This window comes from Kitasatospora sp. NPDC034023, from assembly GCF_055575795.1.
On the sequence record NZ_JBVIRY010000056.1, the window covers coordinates 15,851 to 41,530 of the forward strand.

Sequence of the window (25,680 nt, forward strand, 5' to 3'; positions counted from 1 at the left end):
ATGGCACGCATGAAACGTCCTTGCAGCGGGTAGGACGGTTCGTTCGTCCTGCGAAGCCACCCGACGACGCCAGCCAGCCTAACCGGATCAATCGAAGGTGGACAGGGACAGGTAGGCGCAAACCTGCAGGATGTCGGGTCCGTCCTGGACAGCATGTCCAAACCGGAGGCTCATATTCACTCTGAGCCCATGTGCGGGTAACGGTGGTGGATCGGCGGGACGAAGGTCTCCTTGATCGACCGCGCCGAGGTCCAGCGCAGGAGGTTCTGCGCGGCTCCGGCCTTGTCGTTCGTGCCGGAGGCCCGGCCGCCGCCGAAGGGCTGCTGGCCGACGACGGCGCCGGTGGGCTTGTCGTTGATGTAGAAGTTCCCGGCGGTGAAGCGCAGCTCCTCGACGGCCTGGGCGATGGCGTAACGATCCTGCGCGATCACCGCGCCGGTCAGGCCGTACGGGGCGCCGCGGTCGACCCGACCGAGCACGTCGTCCCAGCGGGAGTCCTCGTAGACGTGGACGGCGAGGATCGGGCCGAAGTACTCGGTGCGGAAGATCTCGCCACGGTGGTCGGAGGAGACCAGCACGGTGGGCCGGACGAACCAGCCGATCGCGTCGTCGTACTGGCCCCCGGCCGCCAGCTCGATCGTCGGGTCGGCCTTGGCCCGCTCGATGGCGTCCCGGTTCTTCTCGAAGGCGCGCCGGTCGATCAGGGCGCCCATGAAGTTGGACAGGTCGGTCACGTCGCCCACCGGGAGCGCGTCCACCTCGGCCAGGAAGTCGTCCTTGATCTTCTGCCAGAGGCTGCGCGGCAGGTAGGCGCGGGAGAGCGCCGAGCACTTCTGGCCCTGGTACTCGAAGGCGCCGCGGATCAGCGCTGTCCGCAGGATCTCCGGGTCGGCCGAGCGGTGGGCCAGCAGGAAGTCCTTGCCGCCGGTCTCGCCGACGATCCTCGGGTACGTGCGGTAGCCGCCGATGTTGGCGCCGATGGTCTGCCACAGGGACTGGAAGGTGGCGGTGGAGCCGGTGAAGTGCAGCCCGGCCAGCGCCGGGTCGGCCAGCGCGACCGGGGAGACCTGCAGGCCGTCGCCGGTCACCAGGTTGACCACCCCGGGCGGCAGGCCGGCCGCCTCCAGCAGCCGCATCAGGTGGTGGGCGGCCAGGGTCTGGGTCGGCGCGGGCTTCCAGACCACGGTGTTGCCCATCAGCGCGGGCGCGGTGGGCAGGTTGCCGGCGATCGCGGTGAAGTTGAACGGGGTGACCGCGTAGACGAAACCTTCCAGCGGGCGGTGGTCGGTGCGGTTCCACACGCCGGGCGAGGAGACCGGCTGGTCGGCCAGGATCCGCCGGGCGAAGTGGACGTTGAACCGCCAGAAGTCGATCAGCTCGCAGGCGGAGTCGATCTCGGCCTGCTGCGCCGTCTTGGACTGGCCGAGCATGGTGGCCGCGTTGAGCGTCTCCCGCCAGGGCCCGGAGAGCAGGTCGGCGGCGCGCAGGAAGACCGCCGCACGGTCGTCGAAGGAGAGCGAGCGCCACTGCCGCCCGGCCGCCAGCGCCGCGTCCACCGCCGCCCGGGCGTCCTCCCGGGTGGCGTTGCCGAGCACGCCCAGCTTGGCCGCGTGGTGGTGCGGCTGGACGACCTCGATCCGCTCACCGCCGCCGAAGCGCTGCTCGCCGCCGATGGTCATCGGCAGCGGGACCTGCTCGGCCGCCAGCTCGTCCAGCCGCCGGACCAGCCGGTCCCGCTCCGGGCTGCCGGGCGCGTACGCGTGCACCGGCTCGTTGACCGGGGTCGGCACCTCGGTGACTGCGTCGATGGGCATGGCGGCTCCGTCCTGCTGACTGCTCGGCTGTCAGTCCAGCCTGACCAGCGACGGCCCGATCCGCCCGCTCAGACACGCGGACGGCGGACGTGGCACCCGCCACTGCGGCCCGCCCGGGCGTGCTCAGCCGGTGATCCGGCCCGCCAGCTCGACCGCCTCGGCCAGGGTGTCCACCACCGGGACGCCGACCGGCTCCAGCTTCTCCCGGGTGTGCGAGCCACCGGTGTACAGCACCGCCCGCGCGCCCACGCTCAGCGCCGCCAGGGCGTCGTCCGCGGCGTCGCCGATGAGGACCGTACGGGCCGGGTCCACCTGCTCGCCGAGCGCGGTCAGGTGCCGGACCAGGTGCTCCGCCTTCTGCCCGCCGGCCGGGCCGCTGCGGCCGTCCACCCGCAGGAAGTGCCCGGTCAGGCCGAAGGTGTCGACCAGCGGCACCAGCTTGTCGTGCACGTACAGCGACAGCAGCGACTGGCTGTGCCCCGCCGCCTGCCAGCCGGTCACCAGCTCGCGGGCGCCCTCGGTCAGCCCGCAGGACGAGCTCAGCTCGCGGTAGCGGTCGTGGAAGGCGTCGTCGAGCTTCAGCCACTCCTCCGGGGAGGGCTCCCGGCCGAGCAGCCGCTGGTAGAAGCGCGGGATCGGGATCTCGTACTGCTCGCGGTACTCCTGCAGGCTCATCGGCCCGACGCCGATGGTGGCGAAAGCGGCGTTGCTCGCCCCGAGCACCGCCTCCATGTCATGGAAGAGGGTGCCGTTCCAGTCCCAAACGATGTGAGTGCGCACGGGGGACAACGGTAACGCCGGGCACCGACACACCGGTAGGACGGAGCTCACCCGAGCAGCGAGGGGATCTCCTGGGTCGCGAACCAGAGCAGGTCGTGGTCCTCGGCGCCGTCCACGGTGAACTGGGCGTCCTGGTCGCCCGCATCGGCCGCGGCCACCGCCGCCACCGCCGCCGCGACGTCCGTGACCACCTCGTCGTCGGGCACGTCCGCGTGCACCGCGGCCGCCTTGGCCAGCCGCACCGGTCCGGCCAGCACCACCCGGCCGAGCGAGGCCTGGTCCTGGTACTCGTCGCCGGGGAACGGCCACACCGACGCGTCCGCCACGTCCAGCGCCACCACGACCCGGCGGCGCGGGGCCTCCGGGTCGGCGGCCAGCAGCCGCAGCGAGGACTGGGCGGCCCGGTTCAGCGCCGCGTACTCCAGCTCCTCGATGTCGTCACTGACGTACCACTCGCGCAGCGCGGGCGTCACGGCGTACGCCGCGGACTGCTCCAGGGCGCCGCCCTCGTGCGCCGCCGCCAGGCCGGTCAGGGTGGTGGGCACGTACACGCGCATCGGTGGCACTCTCCGGTTCGGTCCAGCGGGCTTCGTCCAGCGGAACGGATTCCCCAGCGCCCCAAGAATAAGCTCCGCCGGGCTCCCGTGATCACCGACGGTGCGGGGTCCGGCCGATCACCGCGCGGCCCGCAGCGCCTCCAGGCTGCTGAGCAGGGCGCTCTCCAGGACCGCACCGCGGCGGGCCGGGTCCATCATGTTCGGGCCCATCACCGCGAGGTCCGCCAGGGTCGGCGCGAGCAGCCGCACCCGGACGCCCTCGGCCCGCAGCAGCGCGGCCTCGCGCAGCAGTTGCCGGGTCACGGCACGGCGGTAGCGGCTGACCAGCTGGGCCAGCACACCCCGCGGGCGGTCCCGGGCACGCCACTCGCGCAGCGCGGCCAGGGTGTCGCGCCCGCGCCCGACCGGCCCGGACCCGTCGGATCCCCCGAGCCGCTCGGGGCGCTCGGGGCGCGGGTCCAGCCGCAGGGCCATCGGGGCCACCACGTACACCTCGTCCAGGCCGCGCCCGAGCATCAGATCGGCGTTGGTGGCCGACCAGCAGCCGCCGTCCACGTACGCCGAACCGTCCAGGCGCACCGGCGCGAACCAGCCGGGGATCGCGCAGGAGGCCATCACGGCGTCGGCGACCGCGACCGCCGGGGCGTCCGGATCACCGAAGACCACCCGGCGGCCGCTGCGGTAGTCCACGGCGGCCACCCGCAGCGGCGAGCTCACCACCACGGCACCCGCGTCGGCGTCCGCGTCCGGGGTGCCCGAGTCCCGTTCCGGGGTACCCGCGCCCGCGCCCGCGCCCGCGCCGGCGCCGGCGTCCGCGTCCGGGGTGTCCGCGTCCGGGGCCGGCCAGCCACCGGGGCCGAGCAGCCCGCGCACCAGCTCGCCGACCGGCGCCAGCGAGCCGCGGCCGTGCGGCGCCATCGCCGAGACCATGGTCAGCAGCGGGTAGTCGCGCGGGTGCCGGACGGCGTCGCGCAGCAGGCCCGGCGAGCCGATGCCGACCCGGGGGCGGGGCGGCAGCGCGCCGCCGACCGCGGTGTCGTAGTCGAAGGCGACCCCGGCCAGCGGGCCGTCCGTGATCGGCAGGCCGCGCTGGTGGTCGCGCAGCTGCTCGGGGCGGACACCTCCGGACAGCATCGCGGCGAGGATCGCGCCCGCCGAGGTGCCGAGCAGGATGTCGGCGTCGCCCGGCTGCCGCCCGGTGGCCTCCTCGACTGCGCACAGCGCGCCGACCGTCCAGGCCGCGCCGAGCATCCCGCCGCCGCCCAGCACCAGGCCGCGCCGGGGTGGGCCCCCGGCGCGCGGGGTGGTGCCCGCGACCGCCGGGGCCGGCACCGCTGCTGCTACCCGTGTCGTCATACCGGCCGCCCGTCGTCGTGGGGGCGGCTGCCCGCTCCCCGCGGTTCCCGGTCAGGCTCCGATGGTGCGCGCCGGGCCGGTACGGCGCAATGCGGCAGCCGGGCGCCGGCCACCCGGTCCGCCCAGCCGGAGCGTCCCCTTTCGGACCCTACGGCCCGCCCCCGCACGTCAACCGGGCGCCGTACGACCGCTGCGCCGGCCCTTCGCCGCACTGGCCTCTTCACCCGGATAGGTGAACTCGAGACCCGGCTCCGAGCGCCCGGAAAAGGCGTTGCCGCCCCGCGTGTGGCGCCGCCAGCCTGGACCCGTCCGTACCCGCACCACCCCGTCGAGGAGCCACCGTGACCGCCCACCACACCCACCACCACGCCCACCTGTCCGCCCGCCCGCACCGCCGCCCGCACACCGTCGGCGGCGGCTGCGACCCGGCCGGGCGCCGGCCCCGGCACCCCCGCACCGCCTGCGCCGGCGACCCCGGCCACGACCCCCGCGCACTGGCCTCCCGGTTCGCCCACCAGCTGGTCGAGGTGCTCACCGGCGTGCGGCCCTCCGGCCAGCTGATGCGGCACACCAGCCTGGACGGCTACGGGCAGCTCGCCTCGCTGGTCCGGACGGGCGCGCTGCGCCGCGGCGGGGCCGCCGACCGGCCCCGGCTCGGCCCGGTGCACGACCGCTCGCCCTCGCCCGACGCGGTCGAGGCCTGTGTCCGGGTCGACCTCGGCCGACGGCACCACATGGTCGCCTTCCGGCTGGAGCAGCGCGGCCCGGCCGGGCAGTGGCAGTGCACCGCCGTGGAGGCCCGATGACGGCGGTGCACTGCCACGCGGCGGTCCGGGGAACGGCGCAGGGCGCCGCCCCCGTCCGGGAGCGGCGCCCTGCGCGGCGTCCTGCGTGTCGGTCCACGGCCCGAGCGGGCCGTACGGGCGGCTCAGCCCTTGCGGCGGCGGCCCTTGGCCGACTTGGCGGCCTTGCGGCGCTCGGCGCGGGTCATCCCGTCGCCCTCGTCCTCCGGCGCGAGGTCCTCGAAGTCGCCCTCGATGACACCGCCGCCGACCTCGTCCGAGGGGGCCGTGTAGTGCAGCCGCTGCGGCTTCGGGGCCTCCAGGCCCTTGGCCTTGATCTCCGGGCGGGCGGCGTCCTTCTCCAGCTTGTCGAGCACCACCTGGGCGTCCTCGACCGGGACCTCCTCGACCTGCTGCTCGACCTGGACCTCCAGGTTGAACAGGTAGCCGACGGACTCCTCCTTGATGCCCTCCATCATCGCGGTGAACATGTCGAAGCCCTCGCGCTGGTACTCGATCAGCGGGTCACGCTGCGCCATGGCCCGCAGGCCGATGCCCTCCTGGAGGTAGTCCATCTCGTAGAGGTGCTCGCGCCAGCGGCGGTCCAGCACCGACAGCACGACCCGGCGCTCCAGCTCGCGCATGATCTCCTCGCCGAGCTGGTCCTCGCGGGCGCCGTACTGCGCCTGGATGTCCTCCTGGATGACCTTGACCAGGAACTCGGGGGTCAGGCCGGCCGAGCCGCCGGCCTCCTCCTCCAGGTCCTCCAGGTCCAGGGCCATCGGGTAGAGCTGCTTGAGCGCGGTCCAGAGCTTCTCCAGGTCCCAGTCGTCCTCGAAGCCCTCGCCGGTGGCCGCCTTGACGTAGGCCTCGACGGTGTCGTCCATGAAGTGGCCGACCTGCTCCTGCAGGTCCTCGCCCTCCAGCACGCGGCGGCGCTCGCCGTAGATGACCTCGCGCTGGCGGTTGAGCACCTCGTCGTACTTGAGGACGTTCTTGCGGATCTCGAAGTTCTGCTGCTCGACCTGGGTCTGCGCGGAGGCGATCGCGCGGGTGACCATCTTGGACTCGATCGGCACGTCCTCGGGCACGTTGGCCATCGAGAGCACGCGCTCGACCATGCCGGCCTTGAACAGGCGCATCAGGTCGTCGCCCAGCGACAGGTAGAACCGGGACTCGCCCGGGTCGCCCTGACGGCCGGAGCGGCCGCGCAGCTGGTTGTCGATCCGGCGGGACTCGTGCCGCTCGGTGCCGAGGACGTAGAGGCCGCCGGCCTCCTTGACCTCGTCCTGCTCGGCCTTGACGGAGGCCTTGGCCTTCTCCAGCGCGGCGGGGAAGGCGGCCTCGTACTCCTCCGGGGTCTCGGTCGGAGTGAGCCCGCGCTGCGCCAGCTCGGCCGCCGCGAGGTGGTCGGAGTTGCCGCCGAGCATGATGTCGGTGCCACGACCGGCCATGTTGGTGGCGACGGTGACGGCGCCCTTGCGGCCGGCCTGCGCGACGATCTGCGCCTCGCGCTCGTGGTGCTTGGCGTTCAGCACCTCGTGCGGGATGCCGCGCTTGCGCAGTTCCTGCGACAGGTACTCGGACTTCTCGACCGACACGGTGCCGACCAGCACCGGCTGGCCCTTCTCGTGCTTCTCGGCGATGTCCTCGACCACGGCGGCGAACTTGGCCGGCTCCGACTTGTAGATCAGGTCGGGCTGGTCGATGCGCAGCGGCGTCTTGTTGGTCGGGATCGGCACCACGCCGAGCTTGTAGATCTGGTGGAACTCGGCGGCCTCGGTGGTGCCGGTACCGGTCATGCCCGCGAGCTTGTCGTACAGGCGGAAGAAGTTCTGCAGGGTGATGGTGGCCAGCGTCTGGTTCTCGTTCTGGACCTCCACCCCCTCCTTGGCCTCGATCGCCTGGTGCATGCCCTCGTTGTAGCGACGGCCGGCCAGGATGCGGCCGGTGTGCTCGTCGACGATCATGACTTCGCCGTTCATGACGACGTAGTCCTTGTCCGCCTTGTAGAGCTCCTTCGCCTTGATGGCGTTGTTCAGGAAGCCGACCAGCGGGGTGTTCACCGACTCGTAGAGGTTGTCGATGCCGAGGTAGTCCTCGACCCGGCTGACGCCCTCCTCCAGGATGCCGACGGTGCGCTTCTTCTCGTCGACCTCGTAGTCGCGGTCGATCTTCAGGCGCTGCACCAGCTTGGCGAAGTCGGCGTACCACTTGGTCGCCTGGTCGGCCGGGCCGGAGATGATCAGCGGGGTGCGGGCCTCGTCGATGAGGATCGAGTCGACCTCGTCGACGATCGCGAAGTTGTGGCCGCGCTGGACGAGTTCGTCCTTCGACCAGGCCATGTTGTCGCGCAGGTAGTCGAAGCCGAACTCGTTGTTCGTGCCGTACGTGATGTCCATCGCGTACTGCTGCTTGCGCTCCGCGGGCGTCATGTTGCCCAGGATCACGCCGACTTCGAGGCCGAGGAAGCGGTGCACCCGGCCCATCCACTCCGAGTCACGCTCGGCGAGGTAGTCGTTGACGGTGATCAGGTGGACGCCCTCGCCGGTCAGCGCGTTCAGGTACGCGGGCAGGGTGCCGACGAGGGTCTTGCCCTCACCGGTGCGCATCTCGGCGACGTACCCGTGGTGCAGGGCCGCGCCGCCCATGATCTGGACGTCGTAGTGCCGCTGGCCGAGCACGCGCTTGGCCGCCTCACGGACGGTGGCGAACGCCTCGGGGAGGATGTCGTCCAGGCTCTCGCCGTCCACGAGCCGCTGCTTGTACTCGTCGGTCAGTGCGCGCAGCTCGGCGTCGGTGAGGTTGACGAAGTCCTCTTCGATGGAGTTGACCTGGGCAGCAATCCGCTGCAGCTTGCGAAGGATCTTGCCCTCGCCTGCGCGCAGGATCTTGTCGAAGACGGACACTTGAGCGGGCTCCTTGCCTGTATTGGCACTGGACGACTGCACGGGGGGTCCACCCCACCGCACGGGCCATCGTATGCGAGGAGTCCAATGCCCCGGGAGGTGCGTCAGCACGGTATTCCCGTGTCACCCGCGCGAGCACATGGCCCGATAGCACCGTTCACCGGGACAAAACGGTCGGCGGGTCGAGGAGTTGGCCGCATAATCGGATGCCCGCCTTCCTTATTCGGAGAAATAATCCGTTCATGGAAGAACCCCGCACCGAACCGGTCACCCTCGTCACCGAGCGCCTCGTGCTGCGCGCCCCGCGGGAATCGGACATCGATGCCGTCTTCGCCGCCTGCCAGGACGCCGAGATCCAGCGCTGGACAGTGGTCCCCTCGCCGTACCGGCGCGAGGACGCGGAGTTCTTCGTACGCGATCTCGCCCCCAGCGGCTGGCACACCGGCGCGAACCGGATCTGGTGCGTGTTCGAGCGCGAGTCCGGCGCCCTGGTCGGCTCCCAGGGGCTCGTTCTGCGCCAGAACGACCCGGGCTGCGCCGAGATCGGCTGGTGGGCCGCGAAGGAGTTCCGCGGCCGCGGCTACACGGTCGAGGCCGCCCGCGCGGTCTCCCGCTTCGGCCTGCGCGAGCTCGGCCTGCGCCGCCTGGAATGGCAGGCCTACGTCGGCAACGACGGCTCCCGCGCGGTCGCCGAGCGGGTCGGCTACCGCTTCGAGGGCACGCTGCGCTCGTACGCCGAGCAGCGCGGCGTCTTCCACGACGCCTGGGTCGCCTCGCTGCTGGCCGCCGACCTGGACTGAACCCCTTCCGGCCCCGGGCCCCGGGCACCGGGGCCGCGGCCGGCGTCCGTGCCTGGGGCCGGTGTCCGCGCCCGGGACCGGTGTCAGTGCCCCGGACTACGCTCGCCGGCATGACCGCCGCAGCCGCGCACAGCAACCCCGTCACCGTCCTGAGCGCCGACGACGCCCGCCGGATCGTCCTGCGAGCCCAGGGGCTGCTGGGCGCGCCCGACCGCCGGGCCGGGGTGCGCGGGGTGTTGCGGCACCTGGGCGCCGTCCAGCTGGACACCATCTCGGTGCTCGCCCGCTCGCACGAGCTGGTGCCGTACGCCCGCCTCGGTGCGGTCGGCCGCCCGGCCGTCGAGGCGGCGTACTGGGGCGGCGGCACGAGCTTCGAGTACTGGTCGCACGCGGCCTGTGTCCTGCCGGTCGAGGAGTGGCCGCTGTTCGCCTTCCGGCGGCGCCGCTACCGCGACCGCGGGCACCTCTGGGGCCACCAGGTCACCCCCGAGACCTACCGGCTGGTGCTCGACAAGCTGCGCGCCGAGGGCCCGTTGACCTCCACGGAGTTGGGCGGCGCCAAGAAGACCGCCGAGTGGTGGGACTGGTCCGACACCAAGATCGCGGTCGAGCGGGCACTGGCCTTCGGCGACGTGGTCTGCACCGAGCGCCGGAGCTGGAAGCGCGTCTACGCGCTGGCCGAACAGGCCATCCCGGAGGCGCTGTTCGGGCAGGAGCGGTCGGACGAGGACTGCGTGCGCACCCTGGTCGCCCAGGCCGGCGCCGCGCTCGGCGTGGCCACCCGGGCCGACCTGCTGGACTACCACCGGCTGCGCGCCGAGGAGTTGGACCCGGTGCTCGCCGACTGCGGGCTCGTCCCGGTCGAGGTGGCCGGCTGGGGCCCGGACGGCGCCCCGGCCCCGGCCTGGGCCGACCCGGCCGCCCTGGCCACCACCCCGCGCGGACGCCACCGCACCACGCTGCTCTCGCCGTTCGACTCGCTGGTCTGGGACCGCGCGCGCACCGAACGGATCTTCGGCATGTCGCACCGGCTGGAGGCCTACACCCCCAAGCACAAGCGGGTGCACGGCTACTTCGCGATGCCGCTGCTGGCCGGCGGCCGGCTGGTCGGCCGGGTCGACCCGGCCCGCGAGGGCCGCACCCTGGTCGCCCGGCAGGTCTCGCTGCACGGCGATCGAGGACGTGACGGCCGGCACCTCGAGCCGCTGGCGACGGCCCTGCGCGAGGCGGCCGCCTGGGTCGGCTGCGACACCGTACGGGTCGAAGCGCTGCACGACGAGCGGCTGCGCCCGCCCCTGGAGAAGCTGCTGGCGGACGGCTAGGCCCGACCCTCCCGGTCCGACCCGGGGAAGCGGCCGGGACGGGCGAGTCCGGACGGGCGAGTCCGGCCCGGCCCGCCCTGTTCCCTCACCCTATTTCGAGGATCTTCTCCCGCATCGCGTACACCACGGCCTCCATCCTGGAGTGCAGTTGGAGCTTCTCCAGGATGTTGCGCACGTGGTTCTTCACGGTGTTCTCGCTGATGAACAGCTCCTTGGCGATCTCCCGGTTGTTCATCCCGGTCGCCACCAGCTTGAGCACCTCCAACTCCCGGTCGGTGAGCCGGGGTGCGGGCACCAGGTCCCGGTCGTCGGAGCGGCGCTGGATCATCGACTTGAACTCGGTGAGCAGCTTGGATGCCATCGACGGGCTGATCTGCGACTGCCCGTCGGCGACCGCGCGGATCGCGGTGGCGACCTCGTCGGTGGAGATCTCCTTGAGCAGGTAGCCGGTGGCCCCCGCCTTGATCGCCTCGTAGAGGTCGGCTTCCTCGTCGCTTATCGTCAACATGATGATCTTGGTGCTGGGTGCCACGTCCTTGATCGCCGTACAGGCCTCGATCCCGCTGCGGCGCGGCATCCGGACGTCCATCAGGATGATGTCGGGCAGCAGGTCGGCGGCCTTCAGTACGGCCTCGGCGCCGTCCCCCGCCTCGCCGACGACCTTGATGTCCGGCTCCTCCGCGAGGACGATCTCCAGCCCCCGCCGGAACAGCGCGTGGTCGTCCACCACCAGCACACGGATCGGCTCACCCCGGTGCGGCGCGTACGCAGGCTCCTCCCCCGGCCCCGACGGCAGCCCGGGCCCAGCCGCGGGCCCCAGCCCGAAGTGATCCCCCATCCGCTCCTCCCCCTTCGCAAGTCGTCCTGCGCCAATCATTCCACGCCCGGCAGCCGCCATGGTCACCCTCCGGCGCCGACGAGTTCGCATCGGGTGACCCCTCCGCCCGGGACCCGACCGGGTTCGAACCACCCGGCCCCGAAACACCGGTGACCCCGGCGGCCGCGGCCACCGGGGTCACCCCTCCATCACTGCTCGGACGGTCAGTCCTCGTCGTCGGTCCCGCCGATCGCGCCGCCCGCGCCACTGCCCGGCCCGGCCTGCAGGTCCGTCTGCAGGTGGATGACACCGTAGTTGTAGCCGTGCCGGCGGTAGACGACGCTGGGCAGGCCGCTGTCCTTCTCCACGAAGAGGTAGAAGTCGTGGCCGACCAGCTCCATCTCGTAGAGCGCCTGGTCGAGCGCCATCGGGGCGGCCGGGTGCGTCTTCTCCCGGACCACCAGCGGGCCTTCGCCCTCCACTTCCAGGGATCCCATCATGGTCTTGCGGACGGCGCCGTTCGTCCCGGCCACCTGCGCCGGCTCCGGCAGCGCGGCCAGGGCCGCGGTCGCCTCGGCGACGCTGATGGGGGTGCGGCCGTTCGCGCCGCCCTTGTGCACCCGGCGCCGGTCTGCGGACTTGCGCAGCTGCGCGTCGAGCTTCGCCGAAGCCAGGTCGAGCGCCGCGTACGGGTCGCCGGCGGCGGCCTCGGCCCGGATGACGGGGCCGCGGCTGCGGAGGGTGATCTCCACCCGATCGGAGCGGTCGGCCTGCCGCGGGTTGTGCTCCTTGGACACCTCGACGTCGAGGCTGATCGCCTTGGCGTCGAACTTCTGGACCTTCTCCAGCTTCTCGGCCACGTGCTCGCGGAACCTCTTGGGCACCTCGGTCTTGCGGCCCTTGACGACGATGTCCACGCAGAACTCCGATCCCTCGTGCTGACGCCGATCCGGGTGCTACCGGATCGGGCTGAGACCCAGCTGGACCAGCCCGTCCACTGCCGGCCCCCCGCGCCCCGCCACCGGCGGGAAACGACTGGCCCTCACCTCACTTCCTCCCCACCAGGGACGGTTGAAACCCCCTGGAGCCTTATCGAACACCTCACGCGGGGTTTTCGCCTCCCCGGGCGGGAAGGCGGGTATGACCCGATACTGCGAGCGGGCTGTCAAGCTGCTGCACCCTGTCTACCCCCCCACGAGTGAAGTAAGGGTAAATACCTGGACAACACCCCCCATACGGCGGATCCTTTGCTCACTCCCCGTGCCTGTCGCCTGCCTGTCGCCGTCAGGAGCAGCCGTGCCGCCGCGTCCCTCCCCCACCCGTCCGCCGTCCGCCCGCGGACCGTTCGGCCACGCACTGGCCGGGCTGCTGGACGTCCTGCTCCCCGCGAACTGCGCCGGCTGCGGCACCGAGCGCACGCAGCTCTGCCCGGCCTGCCGACACGTCCTGGCCACCGCGCTGCCCGGCCCCACCCTGCTGCCCTGGGCGCACGCCGCCGCCCCGTACACCGACCCGGTCCGGCAGTTGCTGCTCGCGCACAAGGAACGCGGCGCACTGCGACTGGTCGGCCCGCTCGGCGAGGCCCTCGGCCGGGCGGTGCGCTCCGCCCTGGGGGCGCGGGCCGGTGGCGCGCCGCTGCTGCTGGTGCCGATGCCCTCGACCCGTGCGGCCGTCCGCGCCCGCGGCCACGACCCGACGCTGCGGCTGGCCGGGGCCGCCGCCCGCTCGCTGCGCCGGGCCGGCCTGGACGCCCGGGCCGCGCCGCTGCTGCGGCACGCCCGTCCGGTCGCCGACCAGACCGGGCTGAACGCGGTGGAGCGGCGCCGCAACCTGCACGGCGCGCTCACCGTGCTGCCCCGCGCCCGAACGGGCCTGGGGAGCCTGGCGGGCCTGGCGGGCCGTCACCCCGTCCTGGTGGACGACCTGGTGACCACCGGGGCCAGCCTCGCCGAGGCCGCCCGGGCGCTGGCCGACGCCGGCCTGCCGGCCCGGGCCGCCGCCACGGTCGCGGCCACGGTCGCGGCCGCCTCGGTGCACCCGACGGGCTGACCACGGGCGCAGCCGACTCCGCCGACTCCGCTGCCGCCCCGTCAGTCCGCCCGGACGCGGCGTCAACCCACTCGGACGCGGCGTCAGCCCGCGTAGAAGAAGGACCGCGGCTTGTCGATCAGCGGGGCCTCCCGCCACTGGTTGTTGACCAGGCGGTAGGCCTTGACCTCGCTCGGCTTGCCGTCCGCCTGCTTGACCTCGGCCATCGCGAGCACCGGCGGCGCCTGGGTCAGGCTGTCCCCCCGGGACTCGGAGGCCGCGACGGTCATCATGCTCTCGGCACTCTGCAGCTGGGTGTCCGTGCTCTGCGACCCGTCGGTGCTGATGAAGTAGAGCTGCTGGGTCCGGTCGGCCTCCTTGCCCAGCACCAGCAGCTGGTCGGTCTCCGCCCAGGACACCGAGGCGACGTCGGTGAGCGTGGGGGCCGCCCGGCGCAGCCCGGTGATCTTCACCGTCGGCGCCTGCGGGGTGCCGCCGTGCACCACCAGGCCGAACATCAGCGAGCGGATGGCCAGACCCGGGGTCTTGACCACCAGGGCGACCCGGACACCGTCCGAGGAGATCTTCAGCGACTGCACGGTCTGCCCGGTCAGGCCCTCGACCGGCACGGTGTACGGCTTGTTGCCGCGCACCATCACCACCCGCTGCCCCTGCTGGTTGCGGTCCACCACCCAGAGGTCGCCGCGGCCGTCCCAGCTGGGCGAGGCGAAGCCGTCCTCCTTGTCGCCGGACTTCGCCGGCGAGCTGAGCACCGGATCGCCCAGGGTCACCGCGGCGTCCGCCAGCGGCACCGAGTAGACCTGGTGGCCGTCCTCGCTGATCGCGGCGGCCTGGACACCGCCCCGGCTGACCGCGATGGCGCCGAGCGGCGGCTTGGTGTTCGACTGCGGTCGGCCGAGGACGCCGTGGACCGGGTCGCCGGGGCGCCCCTCGTCGGTCGACACCAGGGCGCCGTCGGCACGCTGGTAGTACTGGGTCGCGGGCGTCGGCCCGGCCAGAGCACCGGGGCCGGTGGCCGGCACGTCGGTGCGGCTGGCGGTGCAGGAGCCGCGCTGCCCCTTCAGTTCCAGCCGCTCGACCTGGCCCTTGCCCTGGTCGGCGAGGGTGTAGAAGAGCTGGGTCGCCATCCGTCGGCAGGCCATCGGCTCGCCGAGGTCCGCCGCGCCGAGCTGCACGTGGGCGACCCGGCTGTCGTCGATGGTCACCCGGTCGACCTTGGCGCCGCTCGGGAAGGCCGTCCGGACCACCGGCGAGAGCCAGGTCGAGGGCCCGTCGGCCACCGCTTGGGCGGCCGAGGTCAGCGGGTCTATTCGGCGCCGCAGGTAGATCGGGTCGGCGACCAGCACCTCCTGGCCGACGTTGCCGGAGGCCACCGCGGACGGGTCCGGCGCGGTGTAGAAGAACCGCTCGACCTGCCGGAAGCTGTTCCGGAAGTTGGTCTCGTTCATGATCACGCCGGGCGGCAGCTTGTCGATCCGCCACTCGCCGTCCTTCTCCCGGACGAAGGTGAAGTCGGAGGAGACGTTGTTGTTCTGCCCGGCCACCGGCAGGTAGGAGTGCTTCTCGTCGACGCCGGCGACCAACTGTCCGCTCACCGTCACGGTCACCGGGGCCAGGGTGTCGGCGTCGGTGACGTCCTGACCGCTGGGGATGGTCGTGGACGAGAGCACCCGGATCCCGGCGTCCGGCTTCCAGGCCGCGGCGGCGCTCTCGGTGAGGTACTTGCGCGCGGTCTCGTACCCCTCGTCGGCGGTCACCGCGTCCAGGAACCCGGTCAGCAGCTCGTGCGGCTTGGCGCCCTTGCCGGGTGCCACCGGGTAGACCCTGGCCTGCAGGTTCTTGTCCGCCGAGCCCTGGCCCAGCTCCACCCTGGTGATGCCGCCGGAGTCCGGCATGGCCGCGCAGCCGCTCGCCATCAGGGCGAGCAGCGCGCCGGTCACCGCGAGGAGCCGCGGCTCAGTCCTCTTGCTCGTCCCTCGCACGCTGCGACCCCTCCACGTCCGTCCCACCCGTCACGTCCGGCTCCGCCGTCCGCTGTGCCACCGACGGCCGTCCGGGCGTCGGGTCCACCATGACCTGGGCGCCGGTCGCCCCGTAACCGGCTCCCGCCGTCCGCACGTCCGAGGGGTCCGAACGCGGGCCCTCGGGCATTCGACTCCGGCCGAGGCCGGGGCCGATGTTCAGCACCCCGCCGAGCCCGCTGCCGAGACCGGCGCCGACGCCGACGCCGTCCGGCGCCTCCGCGGGCTCCTCGGTGGCGGTCAGCGCCGTCGAGCCGACCGGGCTGATCGCCCGCCGGTACGGCGTGCCGTACGTGCCCAGGCCCCGGTTGTTGCGGGAGTCCTCCGGTTCCAACCGGAACGGCGCCCGGGAGATGTCGCCGCCGCGGGTGCGCGGCAGGGTGAGCCGGAAGTGCGAGCCCCCGCCGGGCTCGCCCCAGGCCTGGAGCCAGCCGCCGTGCAGGTGGGCGTCCTCGACGGCGATGGACAGGCCGAGGCCGGTGCCGCCGGTGGTCCGCACCCGGGACGGGTCGGCCCGCCAGAAGCGGTGGAACACCCGGGACGCCTCGCCGGGCTTGAGGCCGATGCCGTAGTCGCGCACGCCGACCGCGACCGCGCCGTCCGCCGAGCCCAGCCGGACCACCACGTCGCGGCCCTCGCCGTGCTCCAGCGCGTTGACCACCAGGTTGCGCAGGATGCGCTCGATCCGGCGGGAGTCCACCTCGGCGAGCACCGGCTCGCCGTCGCCGCGGATCACGATGGTGCTGCCCTTGGCCTGCGCCAGCGGATCGGCGGCCTCCACCACGCGGCCGACGATCTCCCGCAGGTCGACCGGCTCGGCGTCCAGGATCGCGGCTCCGGCGTCGAAGCGGCTGATCTCCAGCAGGTCCGCGAGCAGCGACTCGAAGCGGTCCAGCTGGCCCTGCAGCAGCTCCGCCGAGCGGGCCGCCATCGGGTCCAGGTCCTCGCGGCTGTCGTAGATGAGGTCGGCGGCCATCCGGACCGTGGTCAGCGGGGTGCGCAGCTCGTGCGAGACGTCCGAGACGAAGCGCCGCTGCACCCGGGACAGCTCCTCCAACTGGCGGATCTGCGCCTGCAGGGCGTTGGCCATCCGGTTGAAGGATTCCCCGAGGCGGGCGATGTCGTCCGTCCCGGTCACCTTCATCCGCTCTTCCAGGCGTCCGTCGGCGAGCCGCTCGGAGATCCCGGCGGCCATCCGGACGGGGGTGACCACCTGGCGCACCACGACCCAGGCGATGCCGCCCATCAGGATCACCACGAACACGCCGGCGGTCGCCAGGGTGCCGGTGACCAGGTTGAGGGTGTCGGTCTCCTGGCCGAAGGAGAACACGTAGAACATCTGGTAGCTGTACCCGGCCGGGCCGCTGAACTGCATGCCGAGGGCCAGCCCGGGCTCGGACTTCCCGCCGCTCTCGGGCGAGCGGTGGATCCGGGTCGGCTGGTCGAACATCTGGCCGGGCTCGGAGTCGAGCTTGGCCCGCAGGGTGTCCGGGATGCTGCTGGGCTGGATGTCGCCCGAGTAGCGCGGCGCGAAGCCGCCGGTGTCCGGGACGACGGCGCCGGTGCCGGGGGCCATCGCGATCACCGAGTAGACGGTCTGCCCGCTCCCGGCCAGGTCGTTGACCTGGCGCAGCAGCCAGGTGCCGGTCTCGTCGACGGTCGGGTCCGCGGTGCCCCGCAGTTTCTGGTCCCTGGCCTCGTCGATCTTCTTCTGCTCGACCTGGAAGCCGATCCTGGCCTGCGCCCGGGCGGCGTCCATCTTGGTGTCGAGCAGGCCGGTGCGCACCTGCGCCACGACGACCACGCCCAGCACCAGGACCACCGCGATGGATGCCAGCAGTGACACGGCGACCACGCGCAGCTGGATCGACCGGTGGTACAGCGCGGCCGCCCGGCGGGCGGGACGGCGCAGCTGACGCTTCGCCAGTCCGACCATGCCGGCCGGGCCGCGCCGGCGGCGGGTGGTCGAACTCAGCACGTCCCCGCGCACGGCCCCGGCCCCGTCGGTCGCGGTACCCGACGGGGTCTCGTCAGCCCGGTCCGTCACGTCAGCTGGGTCCGGCCTTGTAGCCGACGCCGCGGACGGTCACCACGATCTCGGGGCGCTCCGGGTCCTTCTCGATCTTGGACCGGAGGCGCTGCACATGGACGTTGACCAGGCGGGTGTCCGCCGCGTGGCGGTAGCCCCAGACCTGCTCCAGCAGCACCTCGCGGGTGAACACCTGCCAGGGCTTGCGGGCCAGCGCGACCAGCAGGTCGAACTCCAGCGGGGTCAGCGGGATGCCCCGGCCGTCCCGCTTCACCGAGTGGCCGGCCACGTCGATCACCAGGTCGCCGATGGTCAGCTGCTCGGGCGTCGGCTCCTCGGCACGGCGCAGTCGGGCCCGCACCCGGGCCACCAGTTCCTTGGGCTTGAACGGCTTGGTGACGTAGTCGTCGGCACCCGACTCCAGGCCCACCACGACGTCGACCGTGTCGGTCTTCGCGGTCAGCATGACGATCGGGATGCCGGACTCGGCCCGGATCTGTCGACACACGTCGATGCCGTCCCGGCCGGGCAGCATCAGGTCGAGCAGGACCAGGTCGGGCTTGGTCTCCCGGAACGCGGCTAGTGCCTTGTCTCCATCCGCGACGAAAAACGGCTCAAAACCCTCACCACGCAGCACGATGCCGAGCATCTCGGCCAGTGCGGAGTCGTCATCAACGACGAGGACGCGTCCCTTCATGCGTCCATCCTCTCATTACCGGATTGTGACCTGCCGCACAGCAGTGCCAATGCGCCAGAACGGCCAACTCCACCGACCGGCTAATTCCGGCCATACCGGGCGAATGACCCCCGTCCGAGCACCTCCGAACCGTCCGCGGCCCGCCGCCCGACCCGCCGCGGCCCCCCGTTGCCGATCAGCAACCGGATCCCCATGGGGCCTGCTCCGGCCCCATGGCACGATTGGCGCTGCGCGCGGGCGGAAGATCCGTCCGGAGCCGCGCCCACGACGCCCCTTCGAGGAGCAGTGATGACCGACACTCCGGGCTGGGCCTCGCCCGGCTCGTCCGAGCCACCCCGCGACGGCGTCCGGCCCCCGGTCGACGCGTCCGCCGCCGTGCCCGGACCGTCGGCACCACCGCAGGCCACCCCCGGCTGGACCGACCAGGCCCAGCAGGGCCAGCAGGCTCAGTACGACCAGTACGGCCGGCCGCAGCGGGGGCAGCAGCCCCCCGGCGGCCACCGCCCGTACGGCTGGGGCGCGCCGCAGAGCCCCAAGCCGGGCGTCATCCCGCTGCGCCCGCTCGGAGTCGGCGAGTTGCTCGACGGCGCCGTCAGTACTGTCCGCCGACAGTGGCGGACGGTCCTCGCCCTCTCGCTCGGCATCGCCGTGGTCGCCCAGGGCGGGGCCGTCCTGGTGGACCTCCTCGTCAAGGGCAAGACCGGCGCCGCCACCCAGACCCTGCGACTGCTGGCCGCCCTGCCGCTGCAACTGCTGCTCGACGTGCTCGCCGCCGCGCTGCTCACCATCGTCGTGAGCCGCGCCGTCCTCGGCCGCTCCGCGACCGCCGGGGAGGCCTGGCGCGACGCCCGGCCGCGGATGCTGCAGCTGCTCGGACTCACCGTGCTCACCGTCCTGATGGGCCCCGGTGTGGCCCTGCTCGGCTTCGCCCCGCTGATCGGTTACAGCGCCGGCGGCGCCAACGAGCCCGCGACCACCGGACTGCTGTTCCTCGTCGGCCTGCTGGCCCTGCCGGTGGCCGCCTGGCTGTGGGTCCGCTTCGGCCTGGCCGCCCCCGCGCTGATGCTGGAGAAGCAGGGCGTGGTCACCGCGCTGTCGCGCTCGCGGCGCCTGGTCCGCGGTTCCTGGTGGCGGGTCTTCGGCATCACCCTGGTGAGCAAGCTGCTGTCGCTGGTCGTCGCGGTGGTCATCGCCGTCCCGTTCCGCTTCATCGACGTACTGCTGGGCTTCGAGAGCCTCGACAGCCAGGGTCTGGGCGACACGACCCAGCAGGGCGCCTGGATGGTGGCCGTCATGGCCGTCGCCGGGATCATCGCCGGCACCCTCACCACTCCCTTCATGGCCGCCGTCGGCGTGCTGGTCTACGTCGACCAGCGGATCCGCCGCGAGGCCCTGGACATCGAGCTCGCCCGCGCCGCCGGACTGCCCGAGTACGGCGGCACCGGCTGGGGCGAGCAGGCCGACCAGACGCCGGCGAGGCGCTGAGCCGCATGCCTAGCTGGGGGGACAGGCTTCTCGCCGCGAGCGGCGCCCCGGTCACCGTCCCGCGCGATCCCGCGCGCGACGCCGCCCGGGACGAGCTGCTCAACGCCGAGTACCACAAGCACGACCCGTCGATCCTGCAACGCGCCACGGACTGGTTCTGGGACCGCATATCGGGCGCGCTCGACAGCATCTCCGGCGGCGGCACCGACGGCACCACCGGCCTGGTGCTCTTCCTGATCGTCGCCGTGCTGATCGCCGCCGCCCTCTGGTGGCGCCTCGGCGCGCCCCGACGCGCCGCCCGCACCATCGGCGACGTGTACGGCGTCGAGGGTCCGCGCAGCGCCGCGCAGTACCGGGCGGACGCCGCCGAGCACGCCGCCGCCGGGCGCTGGGCCGAGGCCGTCCGCGAGCAGATGCGCGCCCTGGTACGGGGCCTGGAGGAGCGCACCCTGCTCGACTCCCGCCCCGGCCGCACCGCCGACGAGGCCGCCGCCGAGGCCGGCCGGGCGCTGCCCGAGCACGCCGCCGCGCTGTCCGCGGCCGCCCGGACCTTCGACGACATCGCGTACGGCGAACGCGCCGCCGACCAGGCCGCGTACCGGCTGCTGCACGAGCTCGACCGGACGCTGGAACGCTCCCGCCCGGTCCTCGCGCCGAACCCGGCGGCGGCTGCCCCGGTCTCGGCTCCGACTCCGGCTCCGGCCTCTACTCCGGCCTCGGCTTCGCCCCCGGCCTCGGGAGGAACGGCATGACCGCCACCGTCCCCGCGCCGCCGCCCGTGGCCGAGGCGCCCTCCGGCGCCGCCCTGACCAGCCTCGCCCCCACCCCGCGCGGCCTGTGGCGCCGGGCCCGCTGGTACCTGGCCTTCCTCACCGCCCTGCTGATCGGCGCCGTCGCCGTGACCTCCCTCGGCCAGGACCACCGCTACCCGCCGCTCGACCCCCGCTCGTACGACCGCAACGGCGCCCACGCCGTCGTCGCGCTGCTCGAACACCAGGGCCTCAAGGCCGAGTTCACCACCGACCCGACCGCCGGCCCGGCCGGCCCCGACACCCTCGTGCTGCCCGAACCCGATCTGCTCGACCCCGCCCAGCTGCGCGCCATCGCGGCCGCCCGGCACCGGCGGCTCGTCCTGATCACCCCGGGCCCGGCCGCCCTCTCGGCGCTCGCCCCCGGCATCCGGCTGTCCGAGGAGGACGGCGGTCTGCCGTACGCCACCGTCCGCAGCGCCCCCGCGGACTGCTCGCTCATCGAGGCCGCCCGGGCCGGCAGCGCCCACCTGGGCGGCATGCTCTACACCAGCGGCAGCCGCGGCGAGGGCTGCTACCCGCGCGGCCACGGCTACCCGCTGGTCTCCACCCCGGTCGACGGCGGCGAGGTCATCGTGCTCGGCAGCGGCGCCTTCCTGCAGAACGAGCAGCTCGCCAAGGACGGCGACGCCTCCCTCGCGCTCGGCCTGCTCGGCTCGCAGCCCCGCCTCACCTGGCACCTGCCGGACTACTCCGCCCCACTCGCCGAGGACACCCGCCCCAAGAGCTTCGACGCCTTCATCCCGAGCCGCTGGCACTGGGCCTACTACCAGCTCGTCGTCGCCGCCGTACTCGCCGCCCTCTGGCGCGGCCGCCGGCTCGGCCCGGTGGTCAGCGAGGACCTGCCCGTGGTGGTCCGCGCGTCCGAGACCACCGAGGGCCGCGCCCGCCTCTACCGGCGGGCCAAGGCCCGCGGCCGCGCCGCCGAGGCCCTGCGCCGCGCCGCCTCCCACCGTCTCGCCCCGGCCCTGGGCGTCCCGCTCCAGGCCGGCGTGCCCGACCCCGAAGCGTTCTGCGTGGCCGTGGCCGACCGGCTCCCCGACCGGCCCGCCGGGGACGTCCGGGCCCTGCTGTACGGCCCGCCCCCGACCGACGACGCCGCGCTGCTGCGGCTCGCCGACGACCTCGACACCCTCGAAAGGCAGGTCCGGAACCCGTGACCGACCAGGCAACCGCCCAGCTCCGCGCCGTTCCCGGCACGGCGACCGCCACCCCCGGCAGCACCGACCCGCGGGCGGCGCTGACCGCCCTGCGCGCCGAGATCGGCAAGGCCGTGGTCGGCCAGGACGCCGCCGTCACCGGGCTGGTGGTCGCGCTCCTGTGCGGCGGCCACGTGCTGCTGGAGGGCGTCCCCGGCGTCGCCAAGACCCTGCTGATCCGCACCCTCTCCACCGCGCTCAGCCTGGAGACCAAGCGCATCCAGTTCACCCCCGACCTGATGCCCGGCGACGTCACCGGCTCGCTCGTCTACGACGCCCGCACCGCCGAGTTCTCCTTCCAGCCCGGCCCGGTCTTCACCAACCTGCTGCTCGCCGACGAGATCAACCGCACCCCTCCGAAGACCCAGGCCGCCCTGCTGGAGGCCATGGAGGAGCGCCAGGTCACGGTGGACGGCGAGCCGCGCGCGCTGCCGGTGCCGTTCATGGTCGCCGCGACCCAGAACCCGGTCGAGTACGAGGGCACCTACCCGCTGCCCGAGGCCCAGCTGGACCGCTTCCTGCTCAAGCTGGTCCTGCCGCTGCCCGACCGCGACCAGGAGTTCCAGGTCCTCTCCCGACACGCCGCCGGCTTCGACCCCCGCGACCTCGCCGCGGCCGGCGTCCGCCCGGTCGCCGGGCCCGAGCACCTCGCCGCCGCCCGCGCGCAGATCGCCAAGCTGACCGTCTCCCCCGACGTCCTCGCCTACATCGTCGACCTCTGCCGGGCCACCCGGCAGTCCCCGTCGCTGTCCATCGGCGTCTCCCCGCGCGGCGCCACCGCCCTGCTCGCCGCCTCGCGGGCCTGGGCCTGGCTGGCGGGCCGCGACTACGTCACCCCGGACGACGTCAAGGCGCTCGCCCTGCCCACCCTGCGGCACCGGGTCGCGCTGCGCGCCGAGGCCGAGATGGAGGGCGTCACCGCCGACTCCGTCATCCAGGCCGTCCTCGCCCAGACGCCCGCACCCCGCTGATCCACCCGATCCGCCCGATCCAGCCGATCCGCCGCCCGCTTCCCGTCGCCCGCTGTCCGTCGCCCGTTGGCGTCGCGGGTCTGCGGACGACGGGTCTCCGAAGGAGCGCACCGCATGGCCCTCACCGGGCGAACCGCCCTGCTCGCCGCGCTCGGCGCGCTCGTCGTGGGCCTGCTGCTGCCGTCTGCGGCCGGGATCTGGCTGGTCACCGGCGCGGTCCTGCTCGCCGTCGTGGCCGACCTGGTGCTCGCCGCCCCCGTCCGCGGCCTGCGGTTCGAGCGGGGCGGCGACACCACCGTCCGGCTGGGCGAGCCCGCCTCGGTCGAGCTGACCGTCACCAACCCGTCCGGACACCTCCTCCGGGCCCTGGTCCGGGACGCCTGGGCCCCGTCCGCCTGGCGCCCCGGCACCGCCGAGGCCGCCTCCCGGCACACCCTGACCATCCCGGGCGGCGAACGGCGCCGGACCGTCACCGTGCTCACCCCGACCCGCCGCGGCGACCACCACGCCCACCGGGTGACGGTCCGCTCGCTCGGCCCGCTCGGCCTGGCCGCCCGGCAGGGCTCGCACCTGGTCCCCTGGACGGTCCGGGCGCTCCCCCCGTTCGCCAGCCGCAAGCACCTGCCCTCCCGGCTCGCCCGCCTGCGCGAACTCGACGGCCGCACCTCGGTGTTGACCCGCGGCCAGGGCACCGAGTTCGACGCCCTGCGCGAGTACCTGCCCGGCGACGACGTCCGCTCCATCGACTGGCGCGCCAGCGCCCGCCGCAACACCGTCGCCGTCCGCACCTGGCGCCCCGAACGCGACCGGCACATCCTCGTCGTCCTCGACACCGGCCGCACCTCGGCCGGCCGCGTCGGCGACGCCCCCCGCCTGGACGCCGCCCTCGACGCGGCCCTGCTGCTGACCGCCCTCGCCACCCGCGCCGGGGACCGCGTCGACCTGCTCGCCCACGACGCCCACAAGCGCGTCGCCGTGGCCGGCAGCTCGGCCCACGAGGTGCTGCCCGCCTTCACCAACGCGATGGCCGGCCTGGAACCCGCGCTGCACGAGACCGACATGCGCTCGCTGGTCTCCACCGCCCTCAAGATGGCGCCGCACCGCTCGCTGATCGTCCTGCTCACCGGCCTCGACGCGGCCCCGGTCGAGGACGGCCTGCGCCCGCTGCTGCCGCTGCTCACCAAGCGCCACGAGGTCGTCCTCGCCTCCGTCGCCGACCCGCAGCTGGACTTCCTCGCCGCCGGCCGCGGCACCGTCGAGGCGGTCTACGGCGCCGCGGCCGCCGAGCAGACCCGCGCCGACCGCCGCGCCACCGCCGAGCGCCTCACCCGCCACGGCGTCACCGTCCTCGACGCCCCGCCCGCGCGGATCGCCCCGGCCCTGGCCGACACCTACCTGGCGCTGAAGGCGGCCGGCCGCCTCTGACCCGCTCGCCCCGGCCGGCACTCTCAGCGTCACTGACGGGCATCCAACCCGGCGTTGAGCCGGGCCGCCTGACGCGTCAGATGGTCGCGCTCGGCGAGGTTGGACGCCTTGTGCGCCGCCTCGACGTACAGCCGCGCCGCCGTCCCCGGGTCACCGTCACGCTCGTGGAGGTACGCCGCCACCGCGGCGTGGCGGGGCAGCGAGTCGTCCAGCTCGGCGAGCGCCGCCAGCCCGGCGCGCGGACCGTCCGCCTCACCGACCGCCACCGCGCGGTTGAGCCGGACGACCGGGCTGTCGGTCAGCCGCACGAGCTCGTCGTACCACTCGACGATCTGCACCCAGTCCGTCTCCTCGGCGGTCTGCGCGTCGGCGTGCAGCGCCGCGACGGCGGCCTGGGCCTGGAACTCGCCCAGCCGGTCGCGGGCGAGGGCCGCCTGCAGGATCTCGACGCCCTCCGCGATCAACCCGGTGTCCCACCTGCCGCGGTCCTGCTCGGCCAGCGGCACCAGAGCGCCGTCGGCCGCGATCCGGCCGGCCCGCCGGGCGTGGTGCAGCAGCATGAGGGCCAGCAGCCCCGCCACCTCGGGGTGGTCGATCGCGGCCGCGAGCTGCCGGGTGAGCCGGATGGCCTCGGCGGCGAGGTCGACGTCCCCGGCGTAGCCCTCGTTGAACACCAGGTAGAGGACGCGCAGCACGGTGGAGAGGTCACCGGACCGGTCGAGCCGCACACCGGAGACGGTGCGCTTGGCCCGGCTGATCCGCTGGGCCATGGTCGCCTCCGGCACCAGATAGGCCTCGGCGATCTGGCGGGTGGTCAGACCGCCCACGGCCCGCAGGGTGAGCGCGACCGCGGACGACGGCGTCAACGACGGGTGGGCACACAGGAAGTAGAGCCGGAGCGTGTCGTCCGCCTCCGCCGCGGGCCCCGGCTCCGGCTCCTGGTCGACCAGGTCCTCACGCCGACGGCGAGCGGTGTCCGACCGGGCCGCGTCGAGGAACTTACGCCAGGCCACCGTGACCAGCCAGCCCTTCGGATCCCGCGGCTGGTCGACCGGCCAGACGCGGACCGCCTCCACCAGCGCCTCCTGCACGGCGTCCTCGGCCGCCGCGAAGTCTGCTCCGCGGCGGACGAGGATCCCGAGCACGCTCGGCGTGAGGCTCCGAAGCAGGGCCTCGTTCATCGGGAGGTCACTCCGTGATGGTCGGCGGCGCGGCCAGGAACGGACGCAGCTCCAGCCACTCGTGGATCGGCTTCCCGCCCGCCCCGGGCGCGGCCGACAGCTCCCCGGCCAGCTCGACGGCGCGCTCGTAGCTGTCGACGTCGATCACCATCCAGCCGGCGATGAGGTCCTTGGTCTCCGCGAACGGGCCGTCGGTGACCGGCGGGCGACCCTCGCCGTCGTACCGGACCCACGTCCCCTCGGCCGCGACCGCCTGGCCGTCGACGAACTCGCCGGTCTTCTCCAGCCGGGCCGCGAAGTCCTGCATGTACCGGATGTGCGCGGAGATCTCCTCCTGCGTCCACTGGTCCATCGGCGTGCAGTTCACCGCAGCCGGGGCGCCTCGGTAGTGCTTGAGCAGCAGGTACTTGGCCATCGTGCTTCTCCCTCGGTGCTGTTGCGACCCATTGTGGTCGCGTTCACCCCGGGGACGGAGCCCGCCACGGGTTCTCGACACCGCCGGCCAAGATTTTTTGGCCCATCCCTCCGGACCCTCGTGGCTCTTGTGCCCCTCGTGACTCTCGTGGATGGGCCCGGAAATGAGAAGAACCCCCATCCGGGATCCGGATGGGGGTTCTTCTGAAAGATTGTTCGGCGGCGTCCTACTCTCCCACAGGGTCCCCCCTGCAGTACCATCG

At 73.6% G+C, this 25,680-nt stretch carries 21 protein-coding genes; 9 read left to right on the top strand and 12 right to left on the bottom strand.

Going from position 1 to position 25,680, the window contains the following annotated elements; translation table 11 throughout:
• Positions 1-176 precede the first annotated feature (176 nt).
• The 4 genes from pruA to ACZ52R_RS40245 form a co-directional block, all read right to left on the bottom strand.
• Complete coding sequence (gene pruA / locus ACZ52R_RS40230) at positions 177-1,808, bottom strand: L-glutamate gamma-semialdehyde dehydrogenase (protein ID WP_360497230.1); 1,632 nt, start codon at positions 1,806-1,808, stop codon at positions 177-179.
• Between the two features lie 129 nt (positions 1,809-1,937).
• The gene (locus ACZ52R_RS40235; RefSeq protein WP_465620324.1) at positions 1,938-2,594 is read right to left on the bottom strand and encodes an HAD family hydrolase; all 657 of its coding nucleotides are present in this window, start codon (positions 2,592-2,594) and stop codon (positions 1,938-1,940) included.
• A 47-nt stretch (positions 2,595-2,641) separates the two neighbouring features.
• The gene (locus ACZ52R_RS40240; protein WP_360496735.1) at positions 2,642-3,151 is read right to left on the bottom strand and encodes a DUF6912 family protein; all 510 of its coding nucleotides are present in this window, start codon (positions 3,149-3,151) and stop codon (positions 2,642-2,644) included.
• A gap of 117 nt (positions 3,152-3,268) precedes the next feature.
• Entirely contained in the window at positions 3,269-4,507 is a 1,239-nt protein-coding gene (locus tag ACZ52R_RS40245) for a patatin-like phospholipase family protein (protein ID WP_465755271.1), read from the bottom strand.
• Between the two features lie 341 nt (positions 4,508-4,848).
• Between ACZ52R_RS40245 and ACZ52R_RS40250 the strand changes: the two genes are divergently transcribed.
• The gene (locus ACZ52R_RS40250) at positions 4,849-5,313 is read left to right on the top strand and encodes an Rv3235 family protein (RefSeq protein WP_360496729.1); all 465 of its coding nucleotides are present in this window, start codon (positions 4,849-4,851) and stop codon (positions 5,311-5,313) included.
• Between the two features lie 122 nt (positions 5,314-5,435).
• On the opposite strand, the gene secA is transcribed toward ACZ52R_RS40250, so the two are convergent.
• Positions 5,436-8,198, bottom strand: coding sequence for a preprotein translocase subunit SecA (gene secA, locus ACZ52R_RS40255; RefSeq protein ID WP_465620319.1), 2,763 nt, complete (start codon positions 8,196-8,198; stop codon positions 5,436-5,438).
• A 242-nt stretch (positions 8,199-8,440) separates the two neighbouring features.
• Here secA and ACZ52R_RS40260 point away from each other — a divergent pair, with 242 nt between their 5' ends.
• Both ACZ52R_RS40260 and ACZ52R_RS40265 read left to right on the top strand, forming a co-directional pair.
• A complete protein-coding gene (locus ACZ52R_RS40260) occupies positions 8,441-8,998 on the top strand; it encodes a GNAT family N-acetyltransferase (protein ID WP_360496723.1) in 558 nt (185 codons plus the stop codon).
• A gap of 110 nt (positions 8,999-9,108) precedes the next feature.
• Positions 9,109-10,320, top strand: coding sequence for a winged helix-turn-helix domain-containing protein (locus ACZ52R_RS40265; RefSeq protein ID WP_465620318.1), 1,212 nt, complete (start codon positions 9,109-9,111; stop codon positions 10,318-10,320).
• Positions 10,321-10,405: 85 nt separating this feature from the next.
• Here ACZ52R_RS40265 and ACZ52R_RS40270 read toward each other — a convergent pair whose 3' ends face one another.
• Positions 10,406-11,158: a response regulator transcription factor gene (locus ACZ52R_RS40270; RefSeq protein ID WP_360496717.1), complete on the bottom strand. Its 753-nt coding sequence runs from the start codon at positions 11,156-11,158 to the stop codon at positions 10,406-10,408.
• A 203-nt stretch (positions 11,159-11,361) separates the two neighbouring features.
• Positions 11,362-12,054 carry a ribosome hibernation-promoting factor, HPF/YfiA family gene (gene hpf / locus ACZ52R_RS40275; RefSeq protein ID WP_465620316.1) on the bottom strand — a complete coding sequence of 231 codons (693 nt, stop codon included), beginning with the start codon at positions 12,052-12,054 and terminating at the stop codon, positions 11,362-11,364.
• Between the two features lie 379 nt (positions 12,055-12,433).
• Between hpf and ACZ52R_RS40280 the strand changes: the two genes are divergently transcribed.
• Positions 12,434-13,186 carry a ComF family protein gene (locus tag ACZ52R_RS40280; RefSeq protein WP_465755272.1) on the top strand — a complete coding sequence of 251 codons (753 nt, stop codon included), beginning with the start codon at positions 12,434-12,436 and terminating at the stop codon, positions 13,184-13,186.
• A gap of 83 nt (positions 13,187-13,269) precedes the next feature.
• On the opposite strand, the gene ACZ52R_RS40285 is transcribed toward ACZ52R_RS40280, so the two are convergent.
• From ACZ52R_RS40285 to mtrA, 3 genes are all read right to left on the bottom strand, one after another.
• The gene (locus ACZ52R_RS40285; RefSeq protein WP_465620312.1) at positions 13,270-15,168 is read right to left on the bottom strand and encodes an LpqB family beta-propeller domain-containing protein; all 1,899 of its coding nucleotides are present in this window, start codon (positions 15,166-15,168) and stop codon (positions 13,270-13,272) included.
• Positions 15,143-17,143, bottom strand: a complete 2,001-nt coding sequence (gene mtrB / locus ACZ52R_RS40290; RefSeq protein WP_360497224.1) for an MtrAB system histidine kinase MtrB — start codon at positions 17,141-17,143, stop codon at positions 15,143-15,145. The genes ACZ52R_RS40285 and mtrB overlap by 26 nt, the downstream gene beginning before the upstream one ends.
• Positions 17,144-17,255: 112 nt before the next feature.
• Positions 17,256-17,933, bottom strand: a complete 678-nt coding sequence (gene mtrA / locus ACZ52R_RS40295) for an MtrAB system response regulator MtrA (protein ID WP_030061806.1) — start codon at positions 17,931-17,933, stop codon at positions 17,256-17,258.
• 288 nt (positions 17,934-18,221) lie between these two features.
• Between mtrA and ACZ52R_RS40300 the strand changes: the two genes are divergently transcribed.
• From ACZ52R_RS40300 to ACZ52R_RS40320, 5 genes are all read left to right on the top strand, one after another.
• On the top strand, positions 18,222-19,418 hold the full coding sequence (locus ACZ52R_RS40300; protein ID WP_465755273.1) for a DUF7847 domain-containing protein: 1,197 nt from the start codon (positions 18,222-18,224) through the stop codon (positions 19,416-19,418).
• Between the two features lie 5 nt (positions 19,419-19,423).
• Positions 19,424-20,170 carry a DUF4129 domain-containing protein gene (locus tag ACZ52R_RS40305; RefSeq protein ID WP_465663540.1) on the top strand — a complete coding sequence of 249 codons (747 nt, stop codon included), beginning with the start codon at positions 19,424-19,426 and terminating at the stop codon, positions 20,168-20,170.
• The gene (locus ACZ52R_RS40310) at positions 20,167-21,387 is read left to right on the top strand and encodes a DUF4350 domain-containing protein (RefSeq protein ID WP_465755274.1); all 1,221 of its coding nucleotides are present in this window, start codon (positions 20,167-20,169) and stop codon (positions 21,385-21,387) included. The genes ACZ52R_RS40305 and ACZ52R_RS40310 overlap by 4 nt, the downstream gene beginning before the upstream one ends.
• The gene (locus ACZ52R_RS40315; protein ID WP_465620305.1) at positions 21,384-22,397 is read left to right on the top strand and encodes an AAA family ATPase; all 1,014 of its coding nucleotides are present in this window, start codon (positions 21,384-21,386) and stop codon (positions 22,395-22,397) included. The genes ACZ52R_RS40310 and ACZ52R_RS40315 overlap by 4 nt, the downstream gene beginning before the upstream one ends.
• Positions 22,398-22,511: 114 nt before the next feature.
• Complete coding sequence (locus tag ACZ52R_RS40320) at positions 22,512-23,822, top strand: DUF58 domain-containing protein (RefSeq protein WP_465620303.1); 1,311 nt, start codon at positions 22,512-22,514, stop codon at positions 23,820-23,822.
• A 29-nt stretch (positions 23,823-23,851) separates the two neighbouring features.
• Here ACZ52R_RS40320 and ACZ52R_RS40325 read toward each other — a convergent pair whose 3' ends face one another.
• Together ACZ52R_RS40325 and ACZ52R_RS40330 are read right to left on the bottom strand one after the other, a co-directional pair.
• Positions 23,852-25,003, bottom strand: a complete 1,152-nt coding sequence (locus ACZ52R_RS40325) for an RNA polymerase sigma factor (RefSeq protein ID WP_465663543.1) — start codon at positions 25,001-25,003, stop codon at positions 23,852-23,854.
• A 7-nt stretch (positions 25,004-25,010) separates the two neighbouring features.
• Positions 25,011-25,418 (bottom strand): YciI family protein, encoded by a 408-nt coding sequence (locus ACZ52R_RS40330; RefSeq protein WP_360496693.1) that lies wholly within the window; start codon positions 25,416-25,418, stop codon positions 25,011-25,013.
• Positions 25,419-25,680: the final 262 nt, after the last annotated feature.

Coding starts and splice junctions, on each gene's coding strand:
- ACZ52R_RS40240 (WP_360496735.1), bottom strand. CDS start 3,151: ATGCGCGTGTACGTGCCCACCACCCTGACCGGCCTGGCGGCGGCGCAC.
- ACZ52R_RS40245 (WP_465755271.1), bottom strand. CDS start 4,507: ATGACGACACGGGTAGCAGCAGCGGTGCCGGCCCCGGCGGTCGCGGGC.
- ACZ52R_RS40260 (WP_360496723.1), top strand. CDS start 8,441: ATGGAAGAACCCCGCACCGAACCGGTCACCCTCGTCACCGAGCGCCTC.
- ACZ52R_RS40265 (WP_465620318.1), top strand. CDS start 9,109: ATGACCGCCGCAGCCGCGCACAGCAACCCCGTCACCGTCCTGAGCGCC.
- ACZ52R_RS40270 (WP_360496717.1), bottom strand. CDS start 11,158: ATGGGGGATCACTTCGGGCTGGGGCCCGCGGCTGGGCCCGGGCTGCCG.
- mtrB (WP_360497224.1), bottom strand. CDS start 17,143: ATGGTCGGACTGGCGAAGCGTCAGCTGCGCCGTCCCGCCCGCCGGGCG.
- mtrA (WP_030061806.1), bottom strand. CDS start 17,933: ATGAAGGGACGCGTCCTCGTCGTTGATGACGACTCCGCACTGGCCGAG.
- ACZ52R_RS40300 (WP_465755273.1), top strand. CDS start 18,222: ATGACCGACACTCCGGGCTGGGCCTCGCCCGGCTCGTCCGAGCCACCC.
- ACZ52R_RS40305 (WP_465663540.1), top strand. CDS start 19,424: ATGCCTAGCTGGGGGGACAGGCTTCTCGCCGCGAGCGGCGCCCCGGTC.
- ACZ52R_RS40310 (WP_465755274.1), top strand. CDS start 20,167: ATGACCGCCACCGTCCCCGCGCCGCCGCCCGTGGCCGAGGCGCCCTCC.
- ACZ52R_RS40320 (WP_465620303.1), top strand. CDS start 22,512: ATGGCCCTCACCGGGCGAACCGCCCTGCTCGCCGCGCTCGGCGCGCTC.
- ACZ52R_RS40325 (WP_465663543.1), bottom strand. CDS start 25,003: ATGAACGAGGCCCTGCTTCGGAGCCTCACGCCGAGCGTGCTCGGGATC.
- ACZ52R_RS40330 (WP_360496693.1), bottom strand. CDS start 25,418: ATGGCCAAGTACCTGCTGCTCAAGCACTACCGAGGCGCCCCGGCTGCG.